General features: G+C 74.1%; 16 protein-coding genes and 2 tRNA genes. 8 read left to right on the forward strand and 10 right to left on the reverse strand.

The window, feature by feature from the left end:
• The first annotated feature begins 97 nt into the window (after positions 1–97).
• The 4 genes from ACFXMG_RS31975 (at position 98) to ACFXMG_RS31990 (ending at position 4808) form a co-directional block, all read left to right on the forward strand.
• Positions 98–691: a lytic polysaccharide monooxygenase gene (locus ACFXMG_RS31975; protein WP_383819798.1), complete on the forward strand. Its 594-nt coding sequence runs from the start codon at positions 98–100 to the stop codon at positions 689–691.
• 25 nt (positions 692–716) lie between these two features.
• Complete coding sequence (locus ACFXMG_RS31980) at positions 717–2390, forward strand: AMP-binding protein (RefSeq protein ID WP_383819795.1); 1674 nt, start codon at positions 717–719, stop codon at positions 2388–2390.
• A gap of 550 nt (positions 2391–2940) precedes the next feature.
• Positions 2941–4215, forward strand: a complete 1275-nt coding sequence (locus ACFXMG_RS31985) for a sensor domain-containing protein (RefSeq protein WP_383821039.1) — start codon at positions 2941–2943, stop codon at positions 4213–4215.
• On the forward strand, positions 4155–4808 hold the full coding sequence (locus ACFXMG_RS31990; protein ID WP_383821042.1) for a response regulator: 654 nt from the start codon (positions 4155–4157) through the stop codon (positions 4806–4808). The genes ACFXMG_RS31985 and ACFXMG_RS31990 overlap by 61 nt, the downstream gene beginning before the upstream one ends.
• Positions 4809–4878: 70 nt before the next feature.
• Here ACFXMG_RS31990 and ACFXMG_RS31995 read toward each other — a convergent pair.
• Both ACFXMG_RS31995 and ACFXMG_RS32000 read right to left on the reverse strand, forming a co-directional pair.
• Positions 4879–4952: transfer RNA gene (locus ACFXMG_RS31995), tRNA-Lys, on the reverse strand.
• A gap of 99 nt (positions 4953–5051) precedes the next feature.
• The gene (locus tag ACFXMG_RS32000; protein ID WP_383821044.1) at positions 5052–5810 is read right to left on the reverse strand and encodes an IclR family transcriptional regulator; all 759 of its coding nucleotides are present in this window, start codon (positions 5808–5810) and stop codon (positions 5052–5054) included.
• A gap of 342 nt (positions 5811–6152) precedes the next feature.
• Between ACFXMG_RS32000 and ACFXMG_RS32005 the strand changes: the two genes are divergently transcribed.
• Positions 6153–7331: an LLM class flavin-dependent oxidoreductase gene (locus ACFXMG_RS32005; protein ID WP_383821047.1), complete on the forward strand. Its 1179-nt coding sequence runs from the start codon at positions 6153–6155 to the stop codon at positions 7329–7331.
• A 254-nt stretch (positions 7332–7585) separates the two neighbouring features.
• Positions 7586–9295: a glycosyl hydrolase family 18 protein gene (locus tag ACFXMG_RS32010; protein ID WP_383821050.1), complete on the forward strand. Its 1710-nt coding sequence runs from the start codon at positions 7586–7588 to the stop codon at positions 9293–9295.
• Positions 9296–9392: 97 nt separating this feature from the next.
• On the opposite strand, the gene ACFXMG_RS32015 is transcribed toward ACFXMG_RS32010, so the two are convergent.
• Positions 9393–11288, reverse strand: coding sequence for a putative bifunctional diguanylate cyclase/phosphodiesterase (locus ACFXMG_RS32015; RefSeq protein WP_384120197.1), 1896 nt, complete (start codon positions 11286–11288; stop codon positions 9393–9395).
• Positions 11289–11615: 327 nt separating this feature from the next.
• Here ACFXMG_RS32015 and ACFXMG_RS32020 point away from each other — a divergent pair, with 327 nt between their 5' ends.
• Entirely contained in the window at positions 11616–12896 is a 1281-nt protein-coding gene (locus tag ACFXMG_RS32020; protein WP_383821055.1) for a M6 family metalloprotease domain-containing protein, read from the forward strand.
• A 59-nt stretch (positions 12897–12955) separates the two neighbouring features.
• Here the strand turns inward: ACFXMG_RS32020 and ACFXMG_RS32025 are convergent.
• The 4 genes from ACFXMG_RS32025 to ACFXMG_RS32040 form a co-directional block, all read right to left on the reverse strand.
• A tRNA-Lys gene (locus ACFXMG_RS32025) sits at positions 12956–13029 on the reverse strand.
• Entirely contained in the window at positions 13020–13661 is a 642-nt protein-coding gene (locus ACFXMG_RS32030; protein ID WP_383821057.1) for a hypothetical protein, read from the reverse strand. The genes ACFXMG_RS32025 and ACFXMG_RS32030 overlap by 10 nt, the downstream gene beginning before the upstream one ends.
• Before the next feature lie 121 nt (positions 13662–13782).
• Complete coding sequence (locus ACFXMG_RS32035; protein WP_383821060.1) at positions 13783–14139, reverse strand: hypothetical protein; 357 nt, start codon at positions 14137–14139, stop codon at positions 13783–13785.
• A gap of 168 nt (positions 14140–14307) precedes the next feature.
• On the reverse strand, positions 14308–14721 hold the full coding sequence (locus tag ACFXMG_RS32040; protein ID WP_383821063.1) for an SH3 domain-containing protein: 414 nt from the start codon (positions 14719–14721) through the stop codon (positions 14308–14310).
• 144 nt (positions 14722–14865) lie between these two features.
• Between ACFXMG_RS32040 and ACFXMG_RS32045 the strand changes: the two genes are divergently transcribed.
• On the forward strand, positions 14866–15867 hold the full coding sequence (locus tag ACFXMG_RS32045; RefSeq protein ID WP_383821205.1) for an ArsR family transcriptional regulator: 1002 nt from the start codon (positions 14866–14868) through the stop codon (positions 15865–15867).
• Positions 15868–15870: 3 nt separating this feature from the next.
• Here ACFXMG_RS32045 and ACFXMG_RS32050 read toward each other — a convergent pair whose 3' ends face one another.
• From ACFXMG_RS32050 to ACFXMG_RS32060, 3 genes are read right to left on the reverse strand one after another with little or no spacing between them, the layout of a single operon-like run.
• Positions 15871–17217: an AAA domain-containing protein gene (locus tag ACFXMG_RS32050; protein WP_384338901.1), complete on the reverse strand. Its 1347-nt coding sequence runs from the start codon at positions 17215–17217 to the stop codon at positions 15871–15873.
• Positions 17214–18806 (reverse strand): hypothetical protein, encoded by a 1593-nt coding sequence (locus ACFXMG_RS32055; protein WP_383821066.1) that lies wholly within the window; start codon positions 18804–18806, stop codon positions 17214–17216. The genes ACFXMG_RS32050 and ACFXMG_RS32055 overlap by 4 nt, the downstream gene beginning before the upstream one ends.
• Positions 18797–19960: a hypothetical protein gene (locus ACFXMG_RS32060; RefSeq protein ID WP_383821068.1), complete on the reverse strand. Its 1164-nt coding sequence runs from the start codon at positions 19958–19960 to the stop codon at positions 18797–18799. The genes ACFXMG_RS32055 and ACFXMG_RS32060 overlap by 10 nt, the downstream gene beginning before the upstream one ends.
• Positions 19961–20003: the final 43 nt, after the last annotated feature.

Consider the following 20003-nt stretch of genomic DNA (forward strand, 5'->3'; position numbering starts at 1 on the left):
ACCCCGTACGACCGCACCACCCCGCACCACCACGCACGCGTGCAGCACGGCCCACGGACATCACAGAACTCCCCCACGTTCTCCCTGGAGCGACAGCATGCGCAACAAAAAGACAGGGCTGGCCGCCGTGGCGCTCGGCGTCACGGCCGCCTCCCTCTTCGCCACCAGCACCGCGAACAGCCACGGCTACACCGACTCACCGATCAGCCGCCAGAAGCTCTGTGCCAACGGCACCGTGACGAACTGCGGCAACATCCAGTGGGAGCCGCAGTCCGTCGAGGGGCTCAAGGGCTTCCCGGGCGCCGGACCCGCCGACGGCACCATCTGCGCCGGCGGCAACTCCCAGTTCGCCCAGCTGGACGACCCGCGCGGCGGCGCCTGGCCGGCGACCAAGGTCACGGCGGGCCAGAGCTACACCTTCCGCTGGCAGTTCACCGCCCGCCACCGCACCACGGACTTCCGGTACTACATCACCAAGAACGGCTGGAACCCGAACACCAAGCTCACCCGGGCCCAGCTCGACCCGCAGCCCTTCCTCACCGTCCCGTACAACAGCCAGCAGCCGCCGTCGACCCTCTCGCACTCCGGGACCATCCCGGCGGGCAAGACGGGCAAGCACCTGATCCTGGCGGTGTGGACGGTCGCGGACACGGCGAACGCCTTCTACGCCTGCTCGGACGTTCAGTTCTGACGCACCGTCAGTTACAGTCCGGGCCATGACGGCCACGACACGGGCAGGCGCGGACACCGTCGCGGAGCTGATACGGCGCCGCTGGGGCGACCACCGGACCGGGCTGAGGGACGAGCACCACACCCTCAGCCACCACCGGGCCGCCGCGGGCGCCGCCGCCCGGGCCGCCCTGCTCGTGGACCTGATGCCACCCCGGCCGGGGGGCGAGCCGCACCTCGGCCTGCTGCTCGACAACACGCCGGAGTACCCGCTCTGGCTCGGCGCGGCGGCCCTCGCGGGGGCCGCCGTCGCCGGCGTCAACCCCACCCGCCGCGGCGCCGAACTCGCCCGGGACATCACCCACACCGCCTGCCGGGTCCTCATCACCCAGCGCGCCCACCTGCCGCTCCTCGACGGTCTGCCGCTGCCCGGGGTACGCGTCCTGGTCACCGACACCGAGGCGTACGAGGAACTCCTCGCGCCCTACGCGGACGCCCGCCCCGGCGACGCCGTCCTCGGTCCCGTCGGCCCCGGCACCCGCTACCTCCTCACCTTCACCTCCGGCTCCACCGGCGCCCCCAAGGCCGCGCTCCGCAGCCAGGGCGCGGTCGCGTCGGCCGGCGCCTCCCTCGCCCGCGCCTTCTCCGTCGGGCCGGACGACACCCACTACATCTGCATGCCGATGTTCCACGGCAACGCCGTCATCGCCGACTGGGCGCCCGCCCTCGCCGCCGGCGCAGGGATCGCGCTGCGGGCCCGGTTCTCCGCCTCGCGCTTCCTGCCGGACGTCCGCCGCTTCGACGCCACCTACTTCACGTACGTCGGCCGCGCCGTCCAGTACCTCCTCGCGACCCCGCCCGGCCCCCACGACCGCGACCACCGGCTCCGCCTCGGCTTCGGCACGGAGGCGGGCGCGGTCGACGCGGCGCGCTTCCGGGAGCGCTTCGGGGTGCCGCTGGTCGAGGGGTACGGCTCCTCCGAGGGCGGCGCGTCGGTCCAGCGCACCCCCGACACCCCGCCCGGCGCGATCGGCCGCGCGGCCCCCGCCGACGACCTGGCCGTCGTCGACGCGGACACCCTGCGCGAGTGCCCGCCCGCCCGCTTCTCGCCCGCCGGCCGTCTCCTCAACGCCGACGAGGCCATCGGCGAACTCGTCAACCGCGGCGGCACCGGAACCTTCGAGGGCTACTGGCGCAACCCGGCCGCGGAGGCGGCGCGGCGGCGCGGCGGCTGGTACTGGACCGGCGACCTCTTCTACCGGGACGAGGCCGGCTTCCTCTACTTCGCGGGCCGCACCGACGACCGGCTCCGCGTCGACAGCGAGAACCTCGCCGCGGCGATGATCGAGGCGATCCTGTCCCGCTGGGACCGGGCGGCGGGCGTGGCGGTCTACGCGATCCCGGATCCGGTGGCGGGCGACCAGGTGATGGCGGCCCTGACGCTCCACCCAGGGGAGTCCTTCGACCCGGCAGCCTTCGCGGCCTTCCTGGAGTCCCAACCGGACCTGGGCACGAAAATGCCCCCGCGCTTCGTCCGCGTCATGCCCGCCCTCCCCCTCACCGCCACCAACAAGATCCACCGGCTGGCCCTCCGCCGCGCCTCCTACCTCTGCGAAGACCCCGTCTGGTGGCGCCCCACCCCCACCTCCCCCTACGAACCCCTAACCCCCCACTCCCGACCCACCCTCCACTCCCAACACCCCCACCCCGAACCACCCTGACCGCGCCGTTTCGTTGCGGGCATCCGTCCCGCCGGGGCGCCGCCGTTCCGTTGCGGGCACCCGTTCCGCCGGGGCGGCGCCCACCCCCGCGCCCGGGCCGGCGCGGCCGCCGCCGCCGTTGCGTTGTGGGCAATCGTTCCGCTGGGGCGGAACGGGTGGGCACAACGGAACGGCACCCTTCGCGGGTGCCTCCGCTCCCGTTGCCTGGACCCGCACCAGTACCGCGCCGTACACGGGGTGCGGGTTCAGGCGCGGAAAGCCTAGGCCCGGCAAGGGGCGCCGTCCCGTGTGCCCACCCGTCCCGCCCCTAGCGGGACGCATGCCCACACGGGGGTGGGTGCGGCGGAAGGGCGCCGCCCCGCAGGCGCGGGCCCACACGGGGGTGCGGCGGAAGGGTGCCGTCCCGCGGGCGCGGGCGCACACGGGGGTGCGGCGGAAGGGCGCCGTCCCGCAGGCGCGGGCGCACACGGGGGTGCAGCGAAGGGCGCCGTCCCGCAGGCGCGGGGGTGCGGCGGAGGGCGTCGCGGGACGGGCGCCTACGGTGGGCTTCATGGGAGTGCGTGAGGGCTGGTGGTATCCGTTCGGGGGCGGGCCTTGGCGGAGTGGGGCCTATGTGGTGACGGGGATCGTCGGCGGGGGGATCGCCTTCGTCGTGCTGCTCATCCTCCTCCTCGCCTCGCTGCTGCTCGTGGGGATCCCGTTGCTCCTGCTCGGCGGCGTAGCGCTCGGCGGCGCCGAGCGGGCCCGGCTGCGGCTGGTGGACCGGGCCCCCGTCGCCGACCCGCACCGGGTCCCCGCCGCGCCGGGCCTCGGCGCCTGGGTGCGGGTGCGGGCGGCGGAGCGCGCGACGTGGCGGGAGCTCGCGTACGGGCTGCTCTACGCCACCGTCCTCTGGCCCCTCGACGCCGCCGCCCTCGCCCTCCTCGTCCTCGCCCCCGGCACCCTCCTCGCCGCCCCGCTCCTCCTCGCCGCCGACGGGCACGAGACCAAGCTCCTCAAGACCGTCCTGGTCACCACCTACCCCGCCGCCTTCGCCGCCGCCGTCGGCGCGCTCGCCCTCCTCGTCCTCAGCTACCCCCTCGGGCTGTACGCCGTCGGGCGCGGCGCCCTCGCACGCGCCCTGCTCGCACCCGCACCCGGGGAGCGCGACGGGCTCGGCGAGGTCATCGCCTCCCGGGCCCGCCTCGTGGACGCCTTCGAGGCCGAGCGCCGCCGCATCGAGCGGGACCTCCACGACGGGGCCCAGCACCGGCTCGTCGCGCTCACCATGACCCTCGGCCTGGCCCGCCTCGACGCCCCGCCGGGCGGCCCGCTGGCCGAGCGGCTCGCGCAGGCGCAGGAGGAGGCCGGGCAGGTCCTCGCGGAGCTGCGCGAGCTGATCCACGGCATCCATCCGCAGGTCCTCGCCGACTACGGCCTCGGCCCGGCCCTCGCCGACGCCGCCGACCGTACCGCCGTCCCCGTCGACACCGCCCTCGACGGCCTGCCCCGGCTGCCCGGCCCCGTCGAGAGCGCCGCCTACTTCACCGGCCGCGAGGCGCTCGCCAACGTCGACCGGCACAGCGGCGCCGGCCGCGCCCGCCTCGGCGCCCGCCACGACGGCCGCGTCCTCGTCCTCACCGTCGAGGACGACGGGCGCGGCGGCGCCGACCCGGCCCGGGGCTCCGGGCTCACCGGACTCGCCGACCGGCTCGCCGTCCTCGATGGCACACTGACGATCACCAGCCCGCCGGGCGGGCCGACCGTCCTACGAGTGGAGATCCCGTGCCGCGTTCCCTCCGCGTCGTCCTCGCCGAGGACGGGGTCCTCCTCCGCGAGGGACTGATCGGCCTGCTGTCGCGTTTCGGCCACGAGGTGGTGGCCGCGGTCGGCGACGCGGAGGCGCTGCGCGCGGCGGTCGCCGCCCACGACCCGGACGTGGTCCTCACCGACGTGCGGATGCCGCCCGGTTTCCAGGACGAGGGACTGCGGGCCGCCGTCGCCCTGCGCGCCGAGCGCCCCGGCCTGCCGGTCCTCGTCCTCAGCCAGTACGTGCAGCGGGACTACGCCGCCGACCTCCTGGACTCGGGCGACGGCACCGGCGTCGGCTATCTGCTCAAGGACCGGATCGGGCAGGTGGAGGAGTTCGTGGACGCCCTGGACCGGGTCGCCGCCGGCGGCACGGTCGTCGACCCGGAGGTCGTACGGCAGCTGCTGCGCCGCCGCCGGGACCCGCTCGCCGCGCTGACCCCGCGCGAGCGGGAGGTCCTGGCGCTGGTCGCGGAGGGGCACTCCAACGGGGAGGTGGCCCGCCGGCTCGTCGTCACCGAGGCCGCCGTCGGCAAGCACATCGGCAACATCCTGGCCAAGCTGGACCTGCCCCCGGCCGAGGACACCCACCGCCGCGTCCTCGCCGTCCTCACCTACCTCCAGGCATGACAGGCGCGGCAGGCATGACAGGCATGACAGAAGAGGCCCCTCGCTTCCGCGAGGGGCCTCTTCCCGTCTGTGCGCCGCCAGGGACTCGAACCCCGGACCCGCTGATTAAGAGTCAGCTGCTCTAACCAACTGAGCTAGCGGCGCCTGCTGACAGAGAAAATACTACCTGGTCCCGGCGGGTGCTCGTGACCACGCCGCCGGGATACCCCCGTACGCCTCAGGCGTGCGCCTCGGACGTACGCCTCAGATCGCCAGCGACAGCACCACCGGCGCCGCCCGCCGGTTCAGCGTGTCGGCGGCCGAGCGCAGCCGGTGCGCGTGCTCGATCGGGAGCGAGAGCGCCAGGCAGCCCACGGCGGAGCCGGCCGTCAGGGGCACCGCCGCGCAGACCGTGCCGACGGCGTACTCCTGGAGGTCGAGGACCGGGACGGTGGGCGGCTGGCTGTCCAGCTTGGAGAAGAGCACCTTCTCGTTGGTGATCGTGCGCGAGGTCAGCCGGGCGATCTTGTGCCGGGAGAGGTGGTCGCGCCGCCCGTTGAGGTCGAGCTGGGTGAGCAGGCACTTGCCGACCGCGCTGGCGTGGGCGGCGGAGCGGAAGTCCACCCACTCGTTGACCTTGGGCGTGCGCGGCCCGTCGGCGAACTGGGTGATCCGCACCTCGCCGTCGATGTACCGGCTGATGTAGACCGCCGCCCCGACGGAGTCGCGCAGCTCGGAGAGGGTCTCCTGGAGCTTGGCCTCCAGGGCCTCCCGCCGGGTCGATCCGGAGCCGAGGAGGACCAGCGAGTCCCCGATGACATACGCGCCGTCGGAGACCTGTTCGACGTACCCCTCGCGCCGGAGCATGAGGAGCAGCGGCGACAGGTGGTGGACGGGCAGTCCGGTCTCCCGGGCGATCTGGACGTCCGACACCCCGCCGCCGTGGCGCGAGACCGTCTCGAAGACGCGCAGGGCGTACTGCACCGAGTGGAACGGCGCGGTGGGCTCGGGCTTCAGCGCCACGGTTTCCCCCTACCAGGTTGTGACCGCAAGCTTCGTTACCACGATAGCCGCCAAGGGCCCTCCACGGGGCGGCTGTTGGCGAGAAACATGCGGAGGAGCGGGGCCCTGTACTGGGACGCGCCACCCTGGCATATGCCAGGGGCAGGAATGGCGCGAAGAGTCTCAGGTCAGGGGCGTGCGGACCCCCGTTCGCGCAGGTGTTTGGTTCGGGGCGAAAGGAAGATTTTCTGTGGGGAAGCGGACCCGGACGCCGATCCTCCCCTGGCCGGAATGTGGCACCGCTCACCCCACGCGCCCCGTTCGCCCCGGAATAAGCGCCCCCGCACCCCTGTTGCGGATCCGATGGACGTACTCCCACGGAGGAAGGACCGGACGGTGAGCGAGACCGGCAGGCAGGCGGACGCGGGCACGGCGGGCGCGGGCACGGCGGACGCGGGCACGGCGGGCGACCCCGTACGCGGAGAGGCGCGGGGCGCCTCCCCCGTACCCCTCTCCGTGCTCGACCTGGTGACGGTGGGCAGCGGCTCCACCGCGAGCCGGTCGCTCGCCACCAGCGTGGAGCTGAGCCGGCTCGCCGAGCGGCGCGGCTACCACCGCCACTGGGTGGCCGAGCACCACTCGATGCCCGGGGTGGCCTCCTCCTCCCCGGCCGTGATCCTCGCCCACCTCGCCGCCCACACCAGCCGCATCCGCCTCGGCTCCGGCGGCGTGATGCTCCCCAACCACGCCCCGCTGGTGATCGCCGAGCAGTTCGGCACCCTGGAGGCGCTCGCCCCGGGCCGGATCGACCTCGGTCTCGGCCGCGCCCCCGGCACCGACGGCGCCACCGCCGCCGCCCTGCGCCGCGGCGACACGCTCAACGAGGGCGCCGACGACTTCCCGGAGCAGCTCTCGGAGCTGACCCGGTTCCTGGACGACGACTTCCCGGACGGGCACCCGTACGCCCGGATCCACGCCGTCCCCGGCCCCGTGCAGGGCCCGAAGGGCCGGCCGCCGGTCTGGCTGCTCGGCTCCTCCGGCTTCAGTGCGCGGCTCGCCGGACTCCTCGGGCTGCCCTTCGCCTTCGCCCACCACTTCTCGGCGCGCAACACGATCCCCGCGCTCGACCTCTACCGGCAGTCCTTCCGCCCCTCCGCGGTCCTCGACGAGCCCTACGCCCTGATCGGCGTCGGCGCGCTCGCCGCGGACGACGAGAAGGAGGCGTACCGCCAGGTGCTCACCGGCGCGCTGTCGATGCTCCGGCTGCGCACCGGCCGGCCGGGGCTCATCCCGACGCCGGAGGAGGCGGAGGCGTACGGATTCTCCCCGGCGGAGCGGGAGTTCGCCGACGGCTGGCTGGCGAACGTCGTGTACGGGACCCCGGACGCGGTCCGCTCGGGCCTCGACGAGCTGCGGAAGCGGACCGGCGCGGACGAGCTGATGCTCACGGCCAACGCGCACGGCGGGGAGGCCCGGCTGCGGAGCTACGAACTGATCGCGGACGCCTACGGGTTGCCCTTCCTCGATCCGGCGCGGGGCTGAATCCGGGATTCCGTATGACGGTTTGGTTCATGACCGAACCAACCCTCCGGCTTCCCTAAGCGAACCTTAAACCGCTCGTCACCGATGGTGGCGGGCGGTTTCGTTTTGTGCTGCACGCCTCTGACAAGGGTTTTCACCCTCAAATTGGTCTAGTCCTCAATCTGGTTCAGACCATTGACGCACCCTTCACACGGGGGCTATCACTGCTCCAACTCCTGTACGGCACCACCAGTACCCCCCATCGGAGGACGCTCGTGCACCCCCGTAAGTCATTGATCGCCGCGCTGCTCAGCTCGGCCCTCGCCGCCGGCGCTCTCGCCGCGACCGCGGGCCTCGGCTCCGCCCAGGCCGCCGACGCCTCGACCACCGCTTCCGCCGGCGGCGTGCGCATCGCGTACTACGACCAGTGGAGCGTGTACGGCAACGCGTTCTACCCCAAGCACCTCGACACGCGGGGCATCGCGAGCCAGCTGGACATCATCAACTACTCGTTCGGCAACATCCACCCGACGAACCTCACGTGTTTCCAGGCCAACAAGGCCGCGGGTGACGACAACAACCCGAACGCGGGCGACGGCGCGGGCGACTCCTACGCCGACTACCAGAAGTCCTTCTCCGCGGCCGACTCCGTCGACGGCGTCGCCGACAAGTGGGACCAGCCGATCGTGGGCGTCTTCAACCAGTTCAAGGAGCTGAAGGCGAAGTACCCCCACCTGAAGATCAACATCTCGCTGGGCGGCTGGACCTACTCCAAGTACTTCCACGACGCGGCGAAGACGGACGCGAGCCGCAAGAAGCTCGTCGCCTCCTGCATCAACCAGTACATCAAGGGCGACCTGCCCGTCGAGGGCGGCTTCGGCGGCGCGGGCACGGCGGCCGGCATCTTCGACGGCATCGACATCGACTGGGAGTACCCGGGCTCCTCCGGCGGCCACCTGGGCAACCACTACGGCCCCGAGGACAAGCAGAACTTCACGCTGCTCCTCGCCGAGTTCCGCAAGCAGCTCGACGCGTACGGCACGGCCAACGGCGGCAAGAAGTACATGCTGACCGCGGCCCTCCCGGCCGGCCAGGACAAGATCAAGTACATCGAGACGGACAAGATCGGCGCGTACCTCGACTACGCGAACATCATGACGTACGACATGCACGGCGCCTGGGACGGCGACGGGCCGACGTACCACCAGTCCCCGCTGTACTCCGGCTCCAACGACCCGACCGACGTGATCGCGCCGGGCCAGGAGAAGTACTCGATCGACGCCGCCATCGACTCCTGGATCGACGGCAACCCCACCTACGGCATCACCGGCGGCTTCCCCGCCGCCAAGCTGACGCTGGGCTACGAGTTCTACTACCGCGGCTGGAAGGGCGTGCCCGCCGGCGCCTCCAACGGTCTCGCGCAGTCCGCCACCGGCGGCTCGGGCGCCCGCCCGCTCTCGCAGCAGGCCGGCATCGCCCACTACAAGGAGCTCGGCGGCATCGTCGACAACGCGGCGACCACCTTCTGGGACGACCAGGCCAAGTCCGCGTACTTCTACAAGGACGGCGAGTTCTTCACCGGCCTGAACCAGAAGGCCATCCAGGAGCGCGTGAACTACGGCAAGCAGCGCGGTCTCGGCGGCGCGATGATGTACTCGCTCCTCGGCCTGGACAACAACGCCACCCTGCTGACCCAGATCAACACCGCGCTCGGCGGCACCACCGTCCCGCCGACCACCCCGCCCACCACGCCTCCGACCACCCCGCCCACGACCCCGCCGACCACCCCGCCCACCACGCCCCCGACCACGCCGCCCACCTCGGGCTGCGGCACGGTCCCGGCGTACGTGGCCGGCACGGTCTACAACGCGGGCAACGAGGTCGCCCACAACGGCCGCAAGTACAAGGCCAAGTGGTGGACCCAGAACGAGGCCCCCGGCACCACCGGTGAGTGGGGCGTCTGGCAGGACCTCGGCGCCTGCTGAGCCCTGACCGCCCGTAACACCGCATGAACCACTGCCCCCGCCCGGAATGTCCCTCCGGCCGGGGGCAGTTCCATGCCCGCAGGCCGCCCGGCGGGGCTCAGACCCGCAGCGTCGTCGTGCCCTCGATCATCTCGGCGATACGGTCCGGGGCCACCGCCCGCGAGTAGAGCCAGCCCTGCCCGGTGTCGCAGCCGATCCGCCGCAGCCGCGCCGCCTGCCCGGCGGTCTCCACGCACTCGGCGGTCACCGTGAGGCCCAGCCGGTGGGCGAGCTGCACCAGCGCCTCCACGATCAGCTCGTCCGCCGGGTTGGCGTGCTCCTCGTCCTGGAAGCCGCGCACGAAGGAGCCGTCCAGCTTGAGGACGGAGACCGGCAGCCGGCTCAGATAGGCCAGGTTCGAGTAGCCGGTGCCGAAGTCGTCGATGGCGATCCGCACGCCCATGTCGCTGAGCGCCTGGAGGGCCTGGAGCGGGCGGCCCGCCGAGCCCATCACCGCGGACTCGGTCAGCTCCAGCTGGAGCAGGTGCGGGGCGAGCCCGGTCTCGGCGAGGATCCCCGCCACGTCCGCGACCAGGTCAGAGTCCCAGACCTGGCGGACCGCCACGTTCACCGAGACGAACAGCGGGCGCTCGCGCGGATGGTCCTTCTGCCACTGCCGGGCCTGCTCGCAGGCGGCGCGCAGCACCCACCGCCCGAGCTCGACGATCGAGCCGTCCTCCTCGGCGATCCCGACGAACCGATTCGGCGGCAGCATGCCGAACTGCGGATGGTTCCACCGCACCAGCGCCTCCACCCCGCGCACCGCCCCGCCCGCCAGGTCGACCAGCGGCTGGTACTCCAGGGCGAACTCCCCGCGCTCCACCGCCGGGCGGAGCGTGGAGGAGAGCGACTGGCGCGTCATCCGGTGCGCGTTGCGCTCGGGGTCGAAGAGCGTCCACCGGGCCTTGCCGTCGGCCTTGGCCCAGTACAGCGTGGTGTCGGCGGCCTGCATCAGCCCGGTGGCGGTGGTGCCGACGGCGGTGCGCTCGACGACGCCGATCGAGGCGGAGACCGAGAGCCGCTGCCCGCCGAGGTCGAAGGGCCGCTCCAGCGCGTCGAGCACCGAGCGGGCCAGGTCGGCGAGTTGTTCCGTCCCGGTGGACTCCTCGACGAGGAGGGCGAACTCGTCGCCGCCGAGCCGGGCCACCAGATGGCCCCCGCTGCGGGTGTAGCCGGCGGTGTCGGCGCACTCGGTGAGCCGCCCGGCGACGGCGGCGAGCAGCCGGTCGCCGACCCGGTGCCCGAGCGTGTCGTTGACCGCCTTGAAGCCGTCGAGGTCGAGGTAGCAGAGCCCGATCCGCCCTGTTCTGCCATGGCGGTGCGATTGATACGACAGATACGCGTGGTGCGCGCGGTACGGCCCCGGCGCGCCGGCCGGCTCGATCGGGCCGCCCGCGCCGGTGGCCGCCTCGGCGCTCTCGGCGGCCGCGGTCTCCAGGGCGGAGGAGAGGCGCTCGAAGAAGAGCGCCCGGTTGGGCAGCCGGGTCACCGGGTCGTGCATCTGGAGGTGGCGCAGCCGGGCCTGGAGCTCGCGCCGGTCGCTGATGTCCGAGACGGAGAGGAGGACCCGGCCGGTGTCGGGGACCGGGGCGACGGTGACCTCGGCCCACAGCTTGCGCCCGTCGGGGTGCTTGAGGCGGCGGGTGCAGCGGAAGCGGGAGCGGCGGCCGCGCAGCACCTCGCGGTAGGCGTGCCAGGTGCGTCCGTCGGAGGCGAGGTCCACGAGGTCGGCGGCGGCCTGTTCGCGCAGGGCGGCGCTGTCGGTGCCGAGGAGGGCGCCGAGGGAGTCGTTGGCGGCGACGACCAGGCCGTCGCGGTCCACGAGGGCCATGGCGAGCCGGGAGGCGCTGAAGGCTGCCCGGTAGTCGCGGAGTTCACGCTCCGTGAGTGCGGGACGGGCCGGCGGGATGCCGGGCGGATCTGGGTGTACCGGTCCTTCGGGGGTTCCGCTCACCGCTCGCTCCCGTGGTGCAGGGGGGCCGTTCACATGTGGTCGGGATGGTCGGCCTGGGACAAGTCTGCCGATCATAGAGCCAGGCCGGGGGGCCGTTCCAGCTCCGGGGCGGGTGGCCGGGGGCCCGGCCGGTGTGAGGCCGGCCACCGGGCGCCGCCTCCTCGACCGTTTCCGGCCGGGTCTGACGCACGGCGTCGCGGGGATGACCGAATGTGACTTTCCGTGAGCTGAAGCCTGCCCGTCTCGCGTCCACCTCGCGCCACCCTCTCACCCGACCGGGGCAGCGGAAACATGCGAAACGCCGCGAAACATCACAAGGTGGTGGAGGTGTCCCGCACTCGCGAACCGGAGGTCCACGTGGAGGGTCAGCAGCCACCCGGGGGAGTGGAGCGCTCCAGGCTGCGCGCCGGAGCCGCCTCCTTCACCGCACTCGCCGCGCTCGCGGCCACCGGCCTGGTCGCCGGGCCCGCCGTGGCCGCGCCCTCGGCCGGTCCCTGCGCCCTGCCCCGTACCGCCGCCCACCACTCGCTCGGCCTCTCCAGTTGGAACGGCTCCTATCCGCGCCCCGAGCGCGCGCTCGACGCGGTCATGATCTTCCTGTCGTTCCCGGACGCCACCCCGCTGACCACGCCGGAGGAGCTGACCGCCGACCACTTCCCGGCCACCACCGAGTTCTTCCAGCGGGCCTCCTACGGGCGGTTCACCCTGCGCCCGCACCCCCGCACCACCTGGACGCCGATGCCCCGCCCGTCGACGGACTACGACATACGGCGTGACTGGGACTCCGGGAAGCGGGCCGCGTACCTGCGGGACGCGATCGCCGCGGTCGACGACTCCGTGGACTTCTCCCGGTACGACGTCGTCTACCTGGTCGCGGACCCGGACGCGCCCGGCGTGGACTCGGACGCCACCAAGGTGGTCAACCTGGACCGCCCGCTGGAGGCCGACGGCAAGGGGATCCGGCGGGTCGTCACGGTCTTCGAGCGGCACCCGCCGGACCGGAACGTCCTCGCCCACGAGACCGGGCACGTCTTCGACCTGCCCGACCTCTACCGCCGGCCCGCCGACGGCAAGGGCGACTGGGACACCCACGTGGGCGACTGGGACGTCATGGGCAGCCAGTTCGGGCTCGCCCCCGACCCCTTCGGCTGGCACAAGTGGAAGCTGGGCTGGCTCGACCGCACCCAGGTGACCTGCGTCCAGGGCGGCGAGCCGCGGGTGGTCGGCCTGGAGGCCGTCTCCGCCGCCCCGGCGACGCCCACCGCGCGCGGGACCCGGCTGGCCGTCGTCCGCACCGGCCCGGACAGCGTCCTCGCGATCGAGGCGCGCGCCGCGACCGGCAACGACGCCGACACCTGCACCGAGGGCGTCCTCCTCTACCGGGTGCGGGCCGGCGCGGCCTCCGGCGACGGCCCGGTCCAGGTCGTCGACGCCCACCCGTCCACCGAGGCGTGCTGGGAGCGCTCGGTCTACCCGCCGCTGGCGGACGCGCCCATGGAGGTCGGCGAGACGCTCACGGTGCCCGGCACGGGCGTACGCGTCGAGGTCGCCGACCGCAGCGAGGCGGGCGTCTGGACCGTGAAGATCACCCCGCCGGCGCCGCAGTGACGCGGTAGGCAGCAACAACAAGAAGGCCCCTCACTCGCGTGAGGGGCCTTCTCTGTCGGTGCGCCGCCAGGGACTCGAACCCCGGACCCGCTGATTAAGAGTCAGCTGCTCTAACCAACTGAGCTAGCGGCGCCTGCTGACGTCGTAGACATTAGCACCCCGAACGGCGGGAGCGAAAATCGATACCCGCACGTCGGCGGCGGAAACCATCCGGACGGCCCGCACACAGGCCCAGAGCATCACCTCGGGCCCGGGCAGCCACGGGTTCCGCGTGTCGGGGGCGACCAGCCAGCGCGGCCGGGAGGACTCCTCACCCGCCGGGACCAGCGGCGGAACGGTCACCGCGTCGCCCGTCCCGTGACAGAGCGGCCGGGGCACGGACGCGCCCCACTCCTCCCAGTCGAGCAGCGCGGGCAGCCGCTGGGCCGTGCCCGGCGCGGCGAAGAGCAGCATCCGGCCCCGGTGCGCGGCGACCGGCCCCGAGCCGGGGCCCTCCTCCCACAGCCGGTCCAGCATCCGCCGCCCGAAGACCGGGTCCACGTTGACCACGTCGAAGGCCGCCCCGCACGGCAGCACCGCCGGAGACTCCGGCCGCGCCTCCCACCGGGCCAGCGCCGCCCCCGGGACCCCGCCCGCCGCCGAGGCCAGCCAGGCGGCGCCGTCCGCCGTCACCCGGGCGGTCTGGTGCCGGTCCTCGTCACCCGTCCGCAGGAAGCGGAAGACGTCGTACGGGGTCTCGTCGCGCAGCCAGGTCGTCGTCGTCATACGGACAGGTCTACCGCCCGTGACGAAGCGGACGCCGAGAGTTCCGGAAACGCGGACAGGGCCCCGACCGGGGGAGTATCGTGCGCCCCGCATATGCCGAACGCCTGTTCCGCCGACCGGGTCAGTCCTCCGCCGGACGCCCGTCCGTACGGATCAGATCCCGCCCGAACTCGATCATCTTCCGCGCGTAGTCCTCGGTCCACGCGGCCCGCTCGGCCACGTCCGCCGCCGTCAGCCGGTCGAACCGCTTCGGATCCGCGAGCTGCGCCGCCGCCACGGCCTGGAACTCCACCGCCCGGTCCGTCGCCGCCCGGAACGCCAGGGTCAGCTCGGTCGCCCGGGACAGCAGCTCCTTCGGGTCCTCGATCGACTCCAGGTCGAAGAAGTGCTCCGGATCGGCGGTCGCCTCGGCAGGCTCGAAGACCAGCGGCGCCGGCCGCAGCCGCCGCTGCCCACTCCACTCCCCGGATTCCGCCATGCTCTGCTCCTCCTCGCGCACGTGCCGCCCGGATACCCGGACCACCCCCCATTGTCCCGGTTCCCGCAAGACCGCCGGAGCCCGCCGGGGAACGCCTCCGGAGCCGTGCGGTGCGCCGCACGGCTCCGGAGGTGGTCAGGGCTGGTCAGAGGTGCCCAGGGGCGGGGATCAGCACCGCGCGGAGGCGGGGAGGTTCGCGTACTTGTTGCCGGAGAAGTAGATGGCGCTGGAGTAGCCCCAGGTGCCGCCGCCGTTCCTGACGAGGATCCACACGTTGTTGGTGGTGCCCTCGGCGGTCACCGACTCGCCGTACTTCCAGCAGCTCACCGCGTAGGAGGTGTTCGCGTAGAGCATGCCGAGCCGCCGGGAGTCCCCGTCGGCGTAGAGGCGGTGGTTCACGTCCTTCCAGACGTTGCGGTAGCCGTAGACCGGCGGCAGGACCGGGTCCACCGCGGCGGCCCGCGCCGTCCGCTCCGCCCCGGCCGGGGCGGCGGCGGCCGTGCCCGCCGTGCCCAGGACGCCGACGAGGGCCAGCGCGCCGGTGGTGAGAGCGACTGCCGTGGTCTTCTGGAGAGTTCGCATGTTCTTCTTCCTCCCGTTTCGGTGGTCCGACGGCACGGACACGCCCGTCGTCCTGCGCCGTTCGGCAACCATGACGGATTCCGGGGGAACCCCGCGATGCTGTTGCGGCTCACCGAAAAAGCCGAGTTCATCGGGGGGAACGAGTTGCTCCGCATCCACTTCGGGGAGGCCGACCTGGGAGCGGTACGGGTCGCCCCCGCGCCGAACCCGCTCTGGGAGATCGCCACCAGCCTGCACCGCTTCCAGACCCGCGACGGCCGCTGGGCCTACGCGGGCTGGCTCAGGGCCGTACGGGTCAGGCTGCGCGAGAAGGGGCTCGAACGGGCCTTCCGCGCGATCCTCCTGCCGCTCTTCCCCCGCGCCGCCTACTTCCCGGACTTCCTGACCCCGGGCCTGGGCGTCGACGGGCTCGCCGCCGGTCTCGACGCGATCCTGGCGACCCCGCCGCGGCGGGTGTCCGAGGAGATGACGCGGCTCGACCGCACCGTCGGGGCGCCCCCGTGGGCCGGGCGGCTCAGCACGCTGGAGGAGCGCCGGGAGCTCGTCCGGCTGCTGCGCGCGTACCACGACGTCGGCATCGCCCCGTACGCCGACTCCATCCGCTCCCGCTTCGACGCCGAACGGGCCGCGCTCGGGCGGGGGTTCCTCGACGGCGGCGTCGGCGGGATGCTCGCCGGCGCGGGGCCCGCGATCCGCTGGCGGCCGCCGCACTTACAGGTCGACTTCCCGCCCGCCGAACGGGAGTTGCGCCTCGACGGGCGCGGACTGACCCTCCTGCCCACCTACTTCTGCTGGCGCACCCCGACCAGCCTCGCCGACCCGGACCTCCCGCCGGTCGTCTGCTACCCGGTGCGCCGGCCCGCCGCCGCCCTGCCCCCGGACCACCGGCTCGCCGCCGAACCGTCCGTGCCCCTCGCGACCCTCCTCGGGCGGACCAGGGCGGCCGCCCTGTGCGCGGCCGCGACCGGCGCGACGACCGGCGAGATCGCCCGCGCGGCGGGCGTCTCCGCCGCCTCGGCCAGCCGGCACGCCACGGCCCTGCGCGACGCCGGGCTCATCACCAGCAGTCGGCACGCCGCGATCGTCCTGCACACCCTCACCCCCGTCGGCGCCTCCGTCCTCCGCGCGGCCACGCACCGCCCCTGAGACTCAGGGCGTCCAGGCCACCCGGTGTTCCGCCAGGTGCGACAGGACCGCGTGGTTCGCCTCCCAGCCGTCGGGGAACTTCACCGTGACGCCCAACTGGACCGGTTCCGTCGACGGATGCTCGTCGAGAAGCTCCGTGACACCCGCGCGGCAGACGACGACACAGGCGTGGCGGTGCCGGGAGGCCAGGACGCACAGGCGGCCGGTCTCCAGATGGAAGGCGGTGGCGTCCGGGCGGCCCGACAGCGGGTGGAGGACGACCGTGACGTCGTACTCGCGGCCCTGGAGCCGGTTGGCCGTGTCGACCGTCACGCCCGACACGCCCAGCGCCGCCAGCGCCGAGCGGACGGCCGCCGCCTGGTCGCGGTGGGCGGTGCCCACCGCGATCCGCTCGGCGGTCAGCGGCACCGGCGTGTCGGAGCGCTCGCTGACCGCCGCGCCGCCCCGGTCCAGCAGACGGCGGACGACCAGCGCGACCGCGTGCACGGCCTCCGGGTCGGTGCGCGGGGTGTGCCGGGCGGGCAGTTCGAGCAGCCCCCAGCCCGACTCGGCGGCCTCGTCCAGGACCCGGTCCGGCGCGGAGCCGTCCGAGGGCACGCCGAACGCGAGCCGCCGGTCGCCCGGCCCGGTGCCCGAGCGGAACGGCGTGTACGGGTAGAACGCGTCCGACACCAGCGGCGCCGCCGACGCGGGCAGCCGCCAGGACACCGGCAGCCGGTGCTGCGGCAGCTCCGGATTGTGCGCGAGCAGCGTCGACACCGCCGACGCCGACGGGTCGTACGACAGCCCCGCCCACTGGTCGCCCCCGACCACCGAGAACGGATCCAACTGCCCGGGGTCGCCCACGAACAGCGCCCGCTCGAACAGCCCCGCCACGGCCAGCAGCGCGTCCGACCGCATCTGGTACGCCTCGTCCACGATCGCGTGCGCCCACGGCTCCACGTTCTTCACGTGCGCCCACTTGGCGGCCGTCGACACCACCACCGGCAGCCCCGCGAGGTCCCCGGCCTTCGCCGACTTCCGTACGTGTTCCAGCGCGTCGAGCGCCTTGTCGTACGGGTCGCCGTCGCTGGAGTGAAGCCGGCCCACCTCCAGGTCCGGCTCCTTCTCGGCGAGCCGCAGCACCAGATCGTCGACCTGCGCGTTCGTCTGCGCGACCACCATCAGGGGGCGCCCGGCGGCGGCCAGTTCGAGCGCGGCCCGCACCACGAGCGTGGACTTCCCGGCGCCGGGCGGGGAGTCGACGACGACGCCCCGGGCGGAGCCGTACAGGGTGCTCTCCAGGATCTCCGCCGTCGCCTTCGCGGCCGCGGCGCCGGGGTCGAGCACGGCGGGGTCGTACAGGGTCACAGCAGGTCCTCGGGGGTCACGGCGTCGGGCAGCTCGGCGGTGTCGGCGTGGCGCGGCGGGCCGCCGTGGGTCCACGGCGTCTCCTCCGGGTCGGGCAGCTTCGGCCCCACCCGCTGGTCGTGCTCGAAGAGCGTCCAGGCGATCCGCTCGCCCTTCTCCGGCACCGTGCCCTCCGCGGGCTCCTTCGACCGGCCCATCTTGTCCAGCAGCCGCAGCACCAGCGAACCGTCCTCCTCGCGGGACACGAACTGCGCCGACTGCGGCTTCCCGCCGAGCGAGCGGTACACCTTCACGCCCTCGTCCAGATGCGGCCGGTCCTCCGTACGCACGGTCAGCAGAGGACGCGGCGCGGGCCGCTTCGACTCCGTCCACGCCATCACCACCTCGGTGACCTCGCCGGTGAACGCCTCGCCCGCGAGCCTCCGCCCGGCCAGCACCAGCGGATCGTCCAGCGCCTCCTGGGCGTCCAACTGCCCCTGCGCCTGCTCGCGCGCGGCGAGCTTCGCGGCGGCCGTCACCGCGTCGTCGCGGCGCGGCTGCGGCGGCTCCCCGGCGGTGATCCGGTCCCGGTGCGCGGTGAACGACCAGCGGTCCCGGGTCCACCGGTCCACGACCCTGCCCCCCTCGGGCAGCTCCCGCAGCAGGCCCAGCGCCCGCCAGGTCGCGTACCAGGTCGGCTTCAGCTGCGAGCCCACCAGCCGGCGGACCTCCCGCTCGGCCCGGTGCAGGGCGGCGAGGGCCGTGTCGGCCGCCTCGCCGTCCTCGGCGGCGCCGACCGCCTGCCGGGCCCGGTCGTACGCCTCGATCGCCGGCGCCAGGAGCTGGTTGTCGAAGGCCGGGTCGGTCGCGGGCCCGGCCGGCGGACACAGCAACTGCCCGTCCCCGTCCCGCCCCAGCTCGGCCCGGTACGCGGCCTCGGCGCCCGGCTCCCCGTCGTACGGGTCGATCCAGGCGAGCAGCGCCCCCAGGTGCTGGTCCTCCAGGGAGGACTGCCCGGTCGCCCAGTGCCGGTTCAGCAGGTCGGTCGCCGCGAGCAGCAGCGAGGAGCCCGGCACCCGGGCCCGCTCCCCGTAATGGGTCAGCCAGCGCCCGAGCAGCGGCACGCGCGCGGGTGCCGGATACGGCGTGTCCGGGTCCTGCTCGGCGGTCCGCCGGAACCGCGTCGACCGCCCCAGGAGCCGTACGTACTCGATCCCGGCCCGGCTCGGCACGATCAGCTGCGGCGCGTCGGCGCACAGCTCGACCTCGACCTTCGCCTTCTTCCCGGTCTCCGGATCCGTCTCGTTCCGCTCGACCAGCTCCACCGCGTCCGTGAACCCGTCGACGTACGGCAGCACCTCCTCGGCCAGCTCGGCCAGGAACGCGAACCGCAGCTCCCGGTCCCGCGGCTGCGGCACCACGAGCAGCCGCGGCTCCTCCGGGTCGGTGCCGACCAGCGCCCCCAGCGGGGCACCCGCCTCACCGGCGGTGGTCAGCGGCACGAGGACGAGCGGCCGCCCGCCGAGGTGCCGGTGCCGGACGGTCGCCAGGGGCTGCGCCCGGCCCGCCTCCACGGCCTCCATCCGGGCCAGATGCGCGATCAGCGACATGCCGCGGCCCCCGCCTCGCCCAGGGCCTCCTGCCGCAGCGCGCGCGCCCGGCGCAGCGCCGCCACCGCCGGGTCCTCCGGGTCGCCCTGCTCCCCGCGCGCCGCGGCGAGCACCGCCCCGACCGTGGTCAGCCCGCCCAGCTCGCCCCGCACCGAACGGCCCAGGGTCTGCACCGCGTCCGCCTCCCGGGCCCGCGACCGGCAGTGGAAGCCCAGCTCGCACGCGGTCAGGCACTCCGGCGCGTACGCGTGGGGAACCGCCTCCACGGCCGCCGTCAGCTCCTCCGCCGAGCACTCCCGCACATCGAAGCTCAGCCCCTCCGGCAGCGCCCCGGCGATCTCCTCGATCCGGGTCAGCCGCTCCAGCTGCCGCCGGGTGACCGCCCGCTGCCTGCGCACGTCCACCACGGAGGCCGTCGGCAGGTTCGAGAAGTCCTTCGGGCAGACCAGCAGCACCGAGTGGCCGATCTCGGCCCCCTCGGTGAGCGCCGCCACCCGCTCAAGCGCCAGCACGTACACCGCCGCCTGCCGGGCCGCCGCGCCCACCTTCGACGCGTCCGCGGCCCCGTCCACCATCGGGAACGACTTGATCTCCACGACCGTCCACCGCCCGGCCGGATCCACCACCACCGCGTCCGGCTCCAGGTGCACGGGCGAACCGGCCACCTCCAGCGTCAGCAGCGGATGGTCGAGCAGCGTCCACCCGCCCGCCGCGGTCGCCTCGCGCAGCGCGAGCGCCGTCCGCGCGGTCCGCCCCTCGGGCCCGGACGCCGACAGATCCGGTACGGAGACGATCCCCGGGTCCTCGACGCCGAAGAGGCGCAGCAGCTCGCGCCCGCCGTCCGCCTTCACCTTCGCCTCGAAGCTGTTGCCCCGCACGATCGCGAACTGCGACTGCCCGAACGGCGCGGGGGAGCCCAGCCGTGAGGCGAGCGCCCCCTTGTCCACCCCCGCGCCGTCCAGCAGCGCGCGGCGCCTGCACCCCGGGTTCGCCGCGAGCGCGGCCAGCGCCCGCGCGTCCAGCGGGCGCGGCGGGACCGCCGGGCCGCGCAGCTCGGCGAGTCTCTCCCGCGTCCTGCGGCGGCTCGCCGGGGTCGGCACGGGGTCCGTCGTGTGCGGCGGCCGTGACCCGCCGTCGTCCAGGGATGCGCTCACCCGCGGAAGTCTCGCATCCGGCACTGACAACGCGGGCGGGTTC

This window comes from Streptomyces sp. NPDC059201, from assembly GCF_042754585.1.
GTDB lineage: Bacteria > Actinomycetota > Actinomycetes > Streptomycetales > Streptomycetaceae > Streptomyces.